At 56.4% G+C, this 13284-nt stretch carries 6 protein-coding genes, 1 tRNA gene and 3 rRNA genes; 1 reads left to right on the top strand and 9 read right to left on the bottom strand.

The genetic code is table 11. The annotated features are described in order from the left end of the window. Window positions 1–42: 42 nt before the first annotated feature. The 9 genes from rrf to V8N38_RS01055 all read right to left on the bottom strand — a co-directional run bounded on the left by rrf (window position 43) and on the right by V8N38_RS01055 (window position 10851). Window positions 43–158, bottom strand: a 5S ribosomal RNA gene (gene rrf / locus V8N38_RS01095). A 106-nt stretch (window positions 159–264) separates the two neighbouring features. Next, window positions 265–3171, bottom strand: a 23S ribosomal RNA gene (locus V8N38_RS01090). Window positions 3172–3405: 234 nt separating this feature from the next. Beyond that, window positions 3406–3481, bottom strand: a tRNA-Glu gene (locus V8N38_RS01085). A 140-nt stretch (window positions 3482–3621) separates the two neighbouring features. After that, window positions 3622–5163, bottom strand: a 16S ribosomal RNA gene (locus V8N38_RS01080). The 16S, 23S and 5S rRNA genes sit together here with 1 tRNA gene alongside, the layout of an rRNA operon. Before the next feature lie 391 nt (window positions 5164–5554). Beyond that, a complete protein-coding gene (gene hemG, locus V8N38_RS01075; protein ID WP_147840565.1) occupies window positions 5555–6088 on the bottom strand; it encodes a menaquinone-dependent protoporphyrinogen IX dehydrogenase in 534 nt (177 codons plus the stop codon). A 21-nt stretch (window positions 6089–6109) separates the two neighbouring features. Further along, window positions 6110–7561, bottom strand: a complete 1452-nt coding sequence (gene trkH / locus V8N38_RS01070; RefSeq protein WP_004934492.1) for a Trk system potassium transporter TrkH — start codon at window positions 7559–7561, stop codon at window positions 6110–6112. A 35-nt stretch (window positions 7562–7596) separates the two neighbouring features. Then, window positions 7597–8211, bottom strand: coding sequence for an IMPACT family protein (locus tag V8N38_RS01065; RefSeq protein WP_084826254.1), 615 nt, complete (start codon window positions 8209–8211; stop codon window positions 7597–7599). Further along, complete coding sequence (pepQ, locus tag V8N38_RS01060; RefSeq protein ID WP_070915666.1) at window positions 8211–9542, bottom strand: Xaa-Pro dipeptidase; 1332 nt, start codon at window positions 9540–9542, stop codon at window positions 8211–8213. The genes V8N38_RS01065 and pepQ overlap by 1 nt, the downstream gene beginning before the upstream one ends. Before the next feature lie 112 nt (window positions 9543–9654). Then, a complete protein-coding gene (locus tag V8N38_RS01055; protein ID WP_180548014.1) occupies window positions 9655–10851 on the bottom strand; it encodes an MFS transporter in 1197 nt (398 codons plus the stop codon). Window positions 10852–11084: 233 nt separating this feature from the next. Between V8N38_RS01055 and fadB the strand changes: the two genes are divergently transcribed. Then, window positions 11085–13274 carry a fatty acid oxidation complex subunit alpha FadB gene (gene fadB, locus V8N38_RS01050; protein ID WP_147840564.1) on the top strand — a complete coding sequence of 730 codons (2190 nt, stop codon included), beginning with the start codon at window positions 11085–11087 and terminating at the stop codon, window positions 13272–13274. The last annotated feature ends 10 nt before the right edge of the window (window positions 13275–13284 follow it).

The raw sequence follows: 13284 nt of genomic DNA, 5'->3' as shown, positions 1-13284 counted from the left end.
AAAGCCCTGAACTGATGTTCAGGGCTTTCGGCTTTGTTTGATGCCTGGCAGTGTCCTACTCTCGCATGGGGAGACCCCACACTACCATCGGCGCTACGGCGTTTCACTTCTGAGTTCGGCATGGGGTCAGGTGGGACCACCGCGCTATTGCCGCCAGGCAAATTCTGTTTCATTCCAACCGCGCCACTCTCGTGTCGCCATCAGAACCAATCTGTAAACAAGCTGAATATTGTCTTGGTCTCACCAAAACACCTTCGGTGTTGTAAGGTTAAGCCTCACGGATCATTAGTACTGGTTAGCTCAATGCATCGCTGCACTTACACACCCAGCCTATCAACGTCTTAGTCTTAAACGTTCCTTCAGGGGCCTTAAAGGCCCAGGGAAGACTCATCTTGAGGCAAGTTTCGCGCTTAGATGCTTTCAGCGCTTATCTTTTCCGCACTTAGCTACCGGGCAATGCCATTGGCATGACAACCCGAACACCAGTGGTGCGTTCACTCCGGTCCTCTCGTACTAGGAGCAACCCCTCTCAATCTTCCAACGCCCACGGCAGATAGGGACCGAACTGTCTCACGACGTTCTAAACCCAGCTCGCGTACCACTTTAAATGGCGAACAGCCATACCCTTGGGACCTACTTCAGCCCCAGGATGTGATGAGCCGACATCGAGGTGCCAAACACCGCCGTCGATATGAACTCTTGGGCGGTATCAGCCTGTTATCCCCGGAGTACCTTTTATCCGTTGAGCGATGGCCCTTCCATTCAGAACCACCGGATCACTAAGACCTACTTTCGTACCTGCTCGAGCCGTCACTCTCGCAGTCAAGCTAGCTTATGCCTTTGCACTAACCTCACGATGTCCGACCGTGATTAGCTAACCTTCGTGCTCCTCCGTTACTCTTTGGGAGGAGACCGCCCCAGTCAAACTACCCACCAGACACTGTCCTCACCCCAGATTATGGGGCCGAGTTAGAACATCAAACATTAAAGGGTGGTATTTCAAGGATGGCTCCACGCAGACTGGCGTCCACGCTTCAAAGCCTCCCACCTATCCTACACATCAAGGCTCAATGTTCAGTGTCAAGCTATAGTAAAGGTTCACGGGGTCTTTCCGTCTTGCCGCGGGTACACTGCATCTTCACAGCGAGTTCAATTTCACTGAGTCTCGGGTGGAGACAGCCTGGCCATCATTACGCCATTCGTGCAGGTCGGAACTTACCCGACAAGGAATTTCGCTACCTTAGGACCGTTATAGTTACGGCCGCCGTTTACTGGGGCTTCGATCAAGAGCTTCGCCTTGCGGCTGACCCCATCAATTAACCTTCCAGCACCGGGCAGGCGTCACACCGTATACGTCCACTTTCGTGTTTGCACAGTGCTGTGTTTTTATTAAACAGTTGCAGCCAGCTGGTATCTTCGACTGGCTTCAGCTCCATCCGCGAAGGACTTCACCTACATGCCAGCGTGCCTTCTCCCGAAGTTACGGCACCATTTTGCCTAGTTCCTTCACCCGAGTTCTCTCAAGCGCCTTGGTATTCTCTACCTGACCACCTGTGTCGGTTTGGGGTACGATTTAATGTTACCTAGAGCTTAGAGGCTTTTCCTGGAAGCAGGGCATCAACTACTTCTGCACCGTAGTGCATCGTCATCACGCCTCAGGGTTAGTATGCAACCGGATTTACCAGGTCACACCCCCTACACGCTTAAACCGGGACAACCGTCGCCCGGCTAGCCTAGCCTTCTCCGTCCCCCCTTCGCAGTAACACCAAGTACAGGAATATTAACCTGTTTCCCATCGACTACGCTTTTCAGCCTCGCCTTAGGGGTCGACTCACCCTGCCCCGATTAACGTTGGACAGGAACCCTTGGTCTTCCGGCGAGCGGGCTTTTCACCCGCTTTATCGTTACTTATGTCAGCATTCGCACTTCTGATACCTCCAGCAACCCTCACAGGCCACCTTCAACGGCTTACAGAACGCTCCCCTACCCAACAACGCTAAGCGTCGCTGCCGCAGCTTCGGTGCATGGTTTAGCCCCGTTACATCTTCCGCGCAGGCCGACTCGACCAGTGAGCTATTACGCTTTCTTTAAATGATGGCTGCTTCTAAGCCAACATCCTGGCTGTCTATGCCTTCCCACATCGTTTCCCACTTAACCATGACTTTGGGACCTTAGCTGGCGGTCTGGGTTGTTTCCCTCTTCACGACGGACGTTAGCACCCGCCGTGTGTCTCCCGTGATAACATTCTTCGGTATTCGGAGTTTGCATCGGTTTGGTAAGCCGGGATGGCCCCCTAGCCGAAACAGTGCTCTACCCCCGAAGATGAGTTCACGAGGCGCTACCTAAATAGCTTTCGGGGAGAACCAGCTATCTCCCGGTTTGATTGGCCTTTCACCCCCAGCCACAAGTCATCCGCTAATTTTTCAACATTAGTCGGTTCGGTCCTCCAGTTAGTGTTACCCAACCTTCAACCTGCCCATGGCTAGATCACCGGGTTTCGGGTCTATACCTTGCAACTAATCGCCCAGTTAAGACTCGGTTTCCCTACGGCTCCCCTATACGGTTAACCTTGCTACAAAATATAAGTCGCTGACCCATTATACAAAAGGTACGCAGTCACACCACGAAGGTGCTCCCACTGCTTGTACGTACACGGTTTCAGGTTCTATTTCACTCCCCTCGCCGGGGTTCTTTTCGCCTTTCCCTCACGGTACTGGTTCACTATCGGTCAGTCAGGAGTATTTAGCCTTGGAGGATGGTCCCCCCATATTCAGACAGGATGTCACGTGTCCCGCCCTACTCATCGAACTCACGACCTGTGCATTTTAGTGTACGGGGCTATCACCCTTTGCTGCGCGACTTTCCAGACGCTTCCACTAACACACAAGCCGATTCAGGTTCTGGGCTCCTCCCCGTTCGCTCGCCGCTACTGGGGGAATCTCGGTTGATTTCTTTTCCTCGGGGTACTTAGATGTTTCAGTTCCCCCGGTTCGCCTCATGCCACTATGTATTCATGACATGATAGTGTGTCGAAACACACTGGGTTTCCCCATTCGGGTATCGCCGGTTATAACGGTTCATATCACCTTACCGACGCTTTTCGCAGATTAGCACGCCCTTCATCGCCTCTGACTGCCTAGGCATCCACCGTGTACGCTTAGTCACTTAACCTCACAACCCGAAGATGTTTCCATCGTTCTTGCTGCAAACATTTGAGAGACTCTATGACAGGTTACTCTTTATCCCAGTACATCTACGGAGGGATAAATTTCAGCCGTCATGTTTCAATTTTCAGCTTGTTCCAGATTGTTAAAGAGCAATATCTTAAACATGACTCGCAAGTCATCTTTAAGATTTTTTCGGTTATCGCTAACCGGTGATAATGTCTTTCACTCATTATCGGAATGGCGTCCCCAAGGGGATTCGAACCCCTGTTACAGCCGTGAAAGGGCAGTGTCCTAGGCCTCTAGACGATGGGGACACGAAAATCCGATTAAACTGAATAACTTAATCGGTTCGTATCAGCATGAATAACTCATGGCATCAACAGGTAGCGCTTTGCTCGTTACTTTTTCATCAGACAATCTGTGTGAGCACGCCACTCGAACTAATATCTTTAGGTAAGGAGGTGATCCAACCGCAGGTTCCCCTACGGTTACCTTGTTACGACTTCACCCCAGTCATGAATCACAAAGTGGTAAGCGCCCTCCCGAAGGTTAAGCTACCTACTTCTTTTGCAACCCACTCCCATGGTGTGACGGGCGGTGTGTACAAGGCCCGGGAACGTATTCACCGTAGCATTCTGATCTACGATTACTAGCGATTCCGACTTCATGGAGTCGAGTTGCAGACTCCAATCCGGACTACGACATACTTTATGAGGTCCGCTTGCTCTCGCGAGGTCGCTTCTCTTTGTATATGCCATTGTAGCACGTGTGTAGCCCTACTCGTAAGGGCCATGATGACTTGACGTCATCCCCACCTTCCTCCAGTTTATCACTGGCAGTCTCCTTTGAGTTCCCGGCCGAACCGCTGGCAACAAAGGATAAGGGTTGCGCTCGTTGCGGGACTTAACCCAACATTTCACAACACGAGCTGACGACAGCCATGCAGCACCTGTCTCAGAGTTCCCGAAGGCACCAATCCATCTCTGGAAAGTTCTCTGGATGTCAAGAGTAGGTAAGGTTCTTCGCGTTGCATCGAATTAAACCACATGCTCCACCGCTTGTGCGGGCCCCCGTCAATTCATTTGAGTTTTAACCTTGCGGCCGTACTCCCCAGGCGGTCGATTTAACGCGTTAGCTCCGGAAGCCACGCCTCAAGGGCACAACCTCCAAATCGACATCGTTTACAGCGTGGACTACCAGGGTATCTAATCCTGTTTGCTCCCCACGCTTTCGCACCTGAGCGTCAGTCTTCGTCCAGGGGGCCGCCTTCGCCACCGGTATTCCTCCAGATCTCTACGCATTTCACCGCTACACCTGGAATTCTACCCCCCTCTACGAGACTCTAGCTTGCCAGTTTCAAATGCAGTTCCCAGGTTGAGCCCGGGGATTTCACATCTGACTTAACAAACCGCCTGCGTGCGCTTTACGCCCAGTAATTCCGATTAACGCTTGCACCCTCCGTATTACCGCGGCTGCTGGCACGGAGTTAGCCGGTGCTTCTTCTGCGAGTAACGTCAATTGATGAACGTATTAAGCTCACCACCTTCCTCCTCGCTGAAAGTGCTTTACAACCCGAAGGCCTTCTTCACACACGCGGCATGGCTGCATCAGGCTTGCGCCCATTGTGCAATATTCCCCACTGCTGCCTCCCGTAGGAGTCTGGACCGTGTCTCAGTTCCAGTGTGGCTGGTCATCCTCTCAGACCAGCTAGGGATCGTCGCCTAGGTGAGCCATTACCCCACCTACTAGCTAATCCCATCTGGGCACATCTGATGGCAAGAGGCCCGAAGGTCCCCCTCTTTGGTCTTGCGACGTTATGCGGTATTAGCTACCGTTTCCAGTAGTTATCCCCCTCCATCAGGCAGTTTCCCAGACATTACTCACCCGTCCGCCGCTCGTCACCCAGAGAGCAAGCTCTCTTGTGCTACCGCTCGACTTGCATGTGTTAAGCCTGCCGCCAGCGTTCAATCTGAGCCATGATCAAACTCTTCAATTAAAAGCTTGATTTGCTTCCACTCGAGAAGCGATGCTCAAAGATTTACTGCATGAATTTTACTTCAGTTAGTCACTCTTCAAGACTTGATATTTTTTTGCATCCGAAGATGCTGGATATCGTCTTGTGGAGTGCCCACACAGATTGTCTGATAAATTGTTAAAGAGCAGTGCCGAGAAACTCATCGGCGCGGGCTGCGTATATTACGCTTTTCACCCGGAGAGTCAAGCGTTTATTTCGCTTTCTTCTCGCTGACCCGGCGGCTTGTCAGTCGTTGTTCCCGGTCAGTGGAGGCGCATTATAGGGAGTTCTCGGCGGGCCGCAACCCCTAATTGCAAAAAACTTTTCAAGCGCGGGTTTTTTCGGCAAAACGCTGGCCAAACCCGCATTTTTGTCACTTTTCGTACTGGATCTGGCTAAATTCCTGGGCGAAACGGTCGACCTGCTGCCAATCGGTGTACTCCACTTCCTTACTGGTATCCGTTTCACCGCCCGTCATACGCATAATAAATTGAATCATGATGCGGTCGAACCAGCGATAGCGCGGATAACGCAATGCGCCGGCAAACACCGCGCACTGTTTTGGCTGCCACGGCGAGGCCAGCAGGAACTTGCGGGTATAAGCGTTGGTTTGCGGCGAGCGCTTTTCCGGTTTACGCGCGGTCAGGTTCACGGCAAAGAACGCGCTCGGCATTCGATTCAGTTGCTCGGCATGACGCTTGACGAATTTATCCAGCGCCGGATTAAAGTGCCCGTAACGGATAGAAGCGCCGATCATCACCTGCTGATACTGGCTAAGATCGACCTGTTGCGCCTGCAGCAGATCGAGCACCTCACAACGCAGCGTGTCCTGCAGCTTGCTTGCTATATAAGAAGCGATAGCGCGTGTTTGCCCGTCACGGCTCGAATAAAGTATCAATGCCTTCATGGCGTACTCCTTATATCAGGCTCACTCACGCCAGAAGGTTGGCGTGAACAGCACCAGCAATGTGAACACTTCCAGGCGCCCGAACAGCATCGTCACCACCAGGATCCACTTGGCCGCCGCCGGCATCGTGGTGAAGTTATCCGCCACTACGCCCAAGCCGGGGCCGAGGTTATTGAGCGTTGCCGTCACTGCGGCGAACGCGGAAAAGTCGTCAACACCGGTGGCAATGATCGCCAGCATGCTGACGATAAACACCAGCGCATAGGCAGAGAAGAATCCCCATACCGCCTCCAGGATGCGTTCCGGCAGCGCGCGGTTGCCCAATTTGATGGTATAGACCGCGTTGGGGTGCACCAACCTTTTCAACTCGCGCGATCCCTGCAGGTACAGAAGCAGGATACGGATCACCTTCAGGCCACCGCCGGTCGAGCCGGCGCAACCGCCGATGAACGCCGAGCACAGCAACAACATAGGCAGAAACAGCGGCCACTTGGCGATGCTGTCGGTCGTAAAACCGGCCGTGGTCGCCATCGATACCACCTGGAAGAACGCCTGATTGAGCGTTTCCATACCGCTCTTATAGACGCCATGCCCCCAGAGCACCAACGTGCATACCACCACCAGCGTCAACTGGACGAAGATGAACATGCGGAATTCAGGATCGCGCCCATACACCTTCAGACTGCGACCGCTTAGCAAAGCGAAGTGCAAGCCGTAGTTACAGCCTGAAATCAGCAGGAACACGGCGATGATGGTGTTGATGGTCGGACTGGCGTAATAACCGATACTGGCGTCGTGGGTAGAAAAACCGCCGATGGCAATGGTCGAGAAACTGTGGCCGATGGCGTCGAACACCGACATCCCAGCCCCCCAGAGCGCCAGCGCACAGGCGACGGTCAGCAATACATAGATTAGCCACAGGGTTTTGGCGGTTTCGGCGATGCGTGGACGCATCTTGTTGTCTTTCAGCGGCCCGGGCATTTCCGCCCGATACAGCTGCATGCCGCCGACGCCGAGTATCGGCAGTATCGCCACCGCCAATACGATGATCCCCATGCCGCCCATCCATTGCAGCATCTGGCGATAGAACAGAATGGCCTTCGGCAGCGAGTCCAATCCCACCAGCGTCGTCGCACCGGTGGTCGTCAATCCCGAGAAGGATTCAAAGAAGGCGTCGGTCAGCGACAGGTTAGGCCGTTCCGAAAACAGGAACGGCAATGCCCCCACGCTGCCCAGCACGGTCCAGAACAGCACGACGATCAGAAAGCCTTCTCGGGGCTTCAGCTCGTGTTTCTGTTTGCGGTTCGGCCACCACAGCATCAGACCGATGGTCAGCGCCACGAAGAAGGTTTGGCTGAACGCACGCCCCGCCCCATCGCGGTAAATCAATGCCACCAGGCCGGGAATAAACATCGTCCCGGAGAACAGGATGACCAGCAGACCAACGATACGGGTTATGGCGCGAAAATGCATTTCAGCACGATCCTTAGCAATTCAATTGGGAGGAATTATTGCGAAATGGGGGTTAATTGCAAATTACCGCGACTGAGATCACGCAATTTATTTCCAAACAGCTCGACCTCGGTGGCCGGCAAGGCCAGATGCAGCACGACGGCGGCGCCGTATTCGCCCTGCAGGATCCGACCTGCGGTTTGCTGCAGCAAGTTCTCCACCAGCGCCAACTGCGCATAGTCGCACTGCAAGATATATTCTGCTTCCGGCACCTTTTGTGCCAACGCCAACTGCTTCAACGCCTGTTGAACACCGTTGCCATAGGCTTTCACCAGCCCGCCGGTGCCCAGCTTGACGCCGCCATAGTAACGAACGACCACGGCGGTCACTTCGCCGATACCGCTGCCCATCAGCTGCGCGAGGATCGGTTTGCCGGCGGTGCCCGACGGTTCTCCGTCGTCGGAGAATCCCAGCTGCTGCGAGTCATCGGGGCTGCCGGCGACGAATGCCCAACAATGGTGCCGCGCCGTTGGGTGCTCATCCCGCACCTGCTGAATAAACGCCTTTGCCGCCTCTACCCCGCTGGTCGGCGCCAGCAGGGTGATAAAACGGCTCTTCTTTATTTCTTCGGTAAAGCAGGTTGCTTCCGCCGGTATCGGGTACGGCCGCATCAGGCCAGGTTCAGATCGCGCGTCATGTTCTCGATGCGCTTTTCGTGGATCACGATGTTGTCTTCGATGCGGATGCCGCCGTATGGCTTCAGCGCATCGATGCGATCCCAGGCGAAGTGCTGCTTGAACTCACCGCTGCGCCACGGCGCCAACAGAGAGTCGATGAAGTACAGACCCGGCTCGATGGTCAACACCATGCCCGGCTGCAACACGCGAGTGCAGCGCAGGAACGGATACTTGGACGGCGCCGCCAGATGGGTGCCTTGCTCGTCCTGCATAAAGCCGGCGGCGTCGTGCACCTGCAGGCCCAGCGGGTGGCCCAGCCCGTGCGGCAGGAACGGCGTAGTGATACCCGTTTCAACCATCGCCTCTTCGCTGAGGCCGTTCACCAACTTGTGATTCTTGAGCAGCTTGGCGATGCGCTGGTGCATCTGCACATGGTAGTCGGTATAACGCACGCCGGTTTTGATGGTGTCGATCAACGCCAGCTGCTCACCGTTGAGATCTTTCACCAGGTGGGCGAACTCGCTGCCGCTTTGCGCCGCGTAGGTGCGGGTCAGATCGGCGGCGTAGCCGTTATATTCCGCGCCGGCGTCGATCAGAAAACTCAGGGATTCGGCCGGCGGCTGATGATCCAGCTTGGTGTAGTGCAGTACCGAAGCGTGTTCGTTCAGCGCCACGATGTTGTCGTAAGGCACGTCGGTATCGCGGTGGCCGGTCGCCGTCAGGTAGGCCAGGTTGATGTCGAACTCGCTCATGCCGGAGAGGAAGGCCTCATGCGCCGCACGATGGCCGGTTACCGCCGTCTTCTGCGCTTCGCGCATGCAGGCCAGCTCATAGCCGGTTTTGATCGAACGGTGGAAATCCAGGTAGTTCAACACCGCTTTCGGGTTGATGTTCTCGGAAGGGATGCCGAGATCGCGGGCGCGCTGTTGCGCATAACCGATATAGCCCACGCGCTCGCGCTGCGGCGGAAGCTGCTGGGCGATGGCGTCGGCGTTGGCCAGCGGCATCAATTCAAGGGATTTGGTCCAGAAACTCTCCGGCAGCGGCTCTACGCTGTGCCAGTAGTCAACCGGGGAGTAGAACCACAGCTTCGGCTTGTTGACACCGTCGATCCACAACCAGCAGTTCGGCACCGACGTCACCGGCACCCAGGCTTTGAAATGCGCGTTCACTTTGAACGGATAGCTATGGTCGTCCAAAAATACCTTTTGCAGTTCTCCGGAGTGAATCAGCAGCGCATCCAACTTGTTGCGCTCCAGCACTTCGCGCGCGCGTTTTTGCAGCTCTGCCAGGTGGTCGTTATACAAAGAAGCCAGCGTTTCCATCACAGTACCCTTATGCCTTAGCACGAAAGAAGCCATCTTAACACAGCGCTCCGACGCACCAACCTCATCGCGTTGGGCATGCGGAGCAGCTCGCAATTCCCTGCAAATGCCGTTACATCCGCAGTTTAACCATTAGCCAACCGGCCAGGCCGAGCACCGCTATCGCCAGCGCCCACAGGCCATGGTGCTCCAACAACACCGCGCCGGCCGCGGCGACGCCCGCCAGACACTGCTGCAGAAAGCCACACAGTGCCATCGCATAGGCACCGTACTCTTTGGCGTCGCTGACCGCCATCGCCATGCTGTTGGGAAACAACACCGCCTGGCCAAAAATAGTCAGGCAATACAGCGCGATGAACAGCGCCATACCGGAAAGGCCGGCCAGAATGCCGCTCCACCACAATATCAGGATCGCCACCGTCGCCAGGGCCACGATGCCGCTGCCGGTTTGCATCAGTTTTTTCCCGCCGACGCGCGCCACCGTACGGTTCACCGTCAACGCGCCGCTAAAGTAGGCGATGCCGATCACCAAGCCCAGCGCGCCGAACGCCGTGACGTTGAGACCAAAACCCTGTTGCATGACGAACGGGCTCACCTCCTGCAACGTCACCGTGGTGGCGAAACCCAGCCCGCCGACGCAGGCCGGCCAAAAAAATCCCGGCCGCTGCAGGATGGCGAAGTAGGTAGCCGTCATCGCCGGGCGAGGCCCGCGATCGCGGCCCGCCTCCAGTGGCAGCGTCGCCATCAGCGCCAGAATGGCCAAACCGGTGGCACCCATCAAGACGAAGCCCATCTGCCAGTGCGAATATTGGCTGAGCAGGCCGCCGACGAACTGACCGCCGCCCAGCGCGGTGATAAAAGCGATAGAGAGCACCGACAGCCGCCGCGCCAACTCGTCACCGCTCCAGTTATCCCGCACGATGATGCGTGCAATGATCGCCGCGCCACCGGCGCCCACACCCTGCAGCGCGCGCAGCACCAGCAGCTGGGCGCCGTTGCTACACAGCGCCAACAGCCCGCTGCAGCCAATGAAAAGCAGCAGGGAAAGCGTCAGCGGCGCTCGGCGGCCAAAGCGATCGGCAGCCGCGCCCCAGAACAGCACCGGCAAGGCAGCGCCGATGACGAAGATCGAAATGGACAGCTCGGTGGCGCGCCGGCTCATTGCCAACTCGCGCATCACCGTCGGCAGCGAAGGCAGGTACACGGTCGTCGCCATCTGCGCCATAAATACCAACAGACACGCCAGCGTCATGGTTCTGGCGGGAATACTCCATAAGCCGCTGCGTTTGACACAAGCCGCCTTAGTCATGCCTTACCTCGTCTGAATGCTAAATCGCTGCAGGCAAGTGTATGAGGGCCGACAGACTCCAGCAAATGCCGATAGCACATAAAATATAACTTCGTTTTAAATCAAAAAACTAACTTGGCGAGATGTGATCCGACCAGCAAATATGCAATCTCTCATTTGCATATTTTTAACATAAAAACCACACTCCTCATCATCTGGTCATACCAGATCATACGCTGATTCAGGAGATAGACATGCTCTACCAAGGCGAAACATTACAACTGCACTGGCTCGATAACGGCATCGCCGAGCTGGTGTTCAACGCACCGGGCTCGGTCAACAAGCTGGACACCCGCACCGTCGCCAGCCTGGGCGAAGCGCTCACCGTGCTGGAAAACCAGCCTGAGCTGAAGGGGCTGCTGCTGCGCTCCTCCAAAGCCGCGTTTATCGTCGGCGCCGATATCACCGAATTCCTTTCTCTGTTCGCCGCACCGGCTGAAAAGCTGCAAGAGTGGCTGGTGTTCGCCAACAACGTCTTTAACCGGCTGGAAGATTTGCCGGTGCCGACCATTTCGGCCATTAACGGCTATGCGCTCGGCGGCGGTTGCGAATGCATTCTGGCGACCGATTTCCGCGTCGCCTCACCGGACGCGCGCATCGGCCTGCCGGAAACCAAATTGGGCATCATGCCGGGCTTCGGCGGTTCCGTCCGCCTGCCGCGCCTGCTGGGTAACGACAGCGCGCTGGAAATCATCGCCGCCGGCAAAGACGTCAGCGCCAAAGACGCGTTGAAAGTCGGTCTGGTGGATGCGGTAGTGGCACCGGAAAAACTGGCCGAAGCGGCGCTGAAAATGCTGCAACAGGCGATCGACGGCAAGCTGGACTGGCGCGCCGCGCGTCAACCTAAGCTGGAGCCGCTGAAGCTCAGCCCGATTGAAGCCGCGATGAGCTTCACCACCGCCAAAGGCATGGTGCTGCAGACCGCCGGGAAACATTACCCGGCGCCGATGACCGCGGTGAAAACCATTGAAGCCGCCGCCAAGCTGGGCCGCGATGAAGCGCTGAAACTGGAAACCGCCAGCTTCGTGCCGTTGGCGCGTTCCAACGAAGCGCGAGCGCTGGTCGGCATCTTCCTTAACGATCAGTTCGTGAAGGGCCAGGCGAAAAAGCTGGCCAAGAATGTGGATGCGCCGAAACAGGCGGCGGTGCTGGGCGCCGGCATCATGGGCGGCGGCATCGCCTACCAATCGGCGCTGAAAGGCGTGCCGGTGATCATGAAAGACATCAGCGACAAGCCGCTGACGCTGGGCATGAGCGAAGCGGCCAAGCTGCTCAATAAGCAGCTGGAGCGCGGCAAGCTGGATGGCCTGAAAATGGCGCAGGTGCTGTCGACCATTCAGCCGACGCTGGACTACGCCGGCATCGAGCGCGCACAGGTGATCGTTGAAGCGGTCGTCGAGAATCCGAAGGTCAAAGCCGCCGTGCTGTCGGAAGTGGAAAACCTGATCGCTGAGGACACCGTTCTGGCGTCGAACACCTCGACCATTCCGATTAATCACCTGGCAAAATCGCTGAAGCGCCCGCAAAACTTCTGCGGCATGCACTTCTTTAACCCGGTACACCGCATGCCGCTGGTTGAAATCATCCGCGGCGAACAGACCAGCGATGACACCATCGCCAAAGTGGTGGCCTACGCCAGCCGCATGGGCAAAACGCCAATCGTGGTGAACGACTGCCCGGGCTTCTTCGTCAACCGCGTGCTGTTCCCGTATTTCGCCGGCTTCAGCCTGCTGCTGCGCGACGGCGCCGACTTCCGTCAGATTGATAAAGTGATGGAAAAACAGTTCGGCTGGCCGATGGGCCCGGCCTACCTGCTCGACGTCGTGGGCATCGACACCGCGCACCACGCGCAGGCGGTAATGGCCGCCGGCTTCCCGGATCGCATGAGCAAAGACTATCGCGACGCCATTGACGTGATGTTCGACAACCAGCGCTTCGGTCAGAAAAATCAATTGGGCTTCTACCGCTACAGCCAGGACAGCAAAGGCAAACCGCGCAAGGACAACGACGAGCAGACCGACGCGCTGCTGGCCGAAGTGAGCCAACCGCGCCAGACCATCAGCGACGAAGAAATCATCGCGCGCATGATGATCCCGATGATCAACGAAGTGGTTCGCTGCCTGGAAGAGAAGATCGTCGCCAGCCCGGCGGAAGCCGATATGGCGCTGGTCTACGGCATTGGCTTCCCTCCGTTCCACGGCGGCGCGTTCCGCTACCTGGATACGCTCGGCACCGCCAACTATGTTGAGCTGGCCCAGCGCTACGCACACCTCGGCGCCCTGTATCAGGTGCCGGCCGGTCTGCGCGCCAAGGCCGAACGCAATGAAAGCTACTACCCGGTGGCGACACCGCTGTCCGACGTCGCTACCCGCCAACCGGCATGAGGTCATAAAG

Source organism: Serratia nevei, assembly GCF_037948395.1.
Lineage (GTDB): Bacteria > Pseudomonadota > Gammaproteobacteria > Enterobacterales > Enterobacteriaceae > Serratia > Serratia nevei.
Note: the sequence above shows the minus strand (reverse complement) of the source record. Positions and strands in the feature narration are given on the sequence as shown.

Bases quoted from the DNA above. Each gene is read 5' to 3' on its own strand.
- hemG (WP_147840565.1), bottom strand. From the start codon at position 6,088: ATGAAGGCATTGATACTTTATTCGAGCCGTGACGGGCAAACACGCGCT.
- fadB (WP_147840564.1), top strand. From the start codon at position 11,085: ATGCTCTACCAAGGCGAAACATTACAACTGCACTGGCTCGATAACGGC.
- pepQ (WP_070915666.1), bottom strand. From the start codon at position 9,542: ATGGAAACGCTGGCTTCTTTGTATAACGACCACCTGGCAGAGCTGCAA.
- V8N38_RS01055 (WP_180548014.1), bottom strand. From the start codon at position 10,851: ATGACTAAGGCGGCTTGTGTCAAACGCAGCGGCTTATGGAGTATTCCC.
- V8N38_RS01065 (WP_084826254.1), bottom strand. From the start codon at position 8,211: ATGCGGCCGTACCCGATACCGGCGGAAGCAACCTGCTTTACCGAAGAA.
- trkH (WP_004934492.1), bottom strand. From the start codon at position 7,561: ATGCATTTTCGCGCCATAACCCGTATCGTTGGTCTGCTGGTCATCCTG.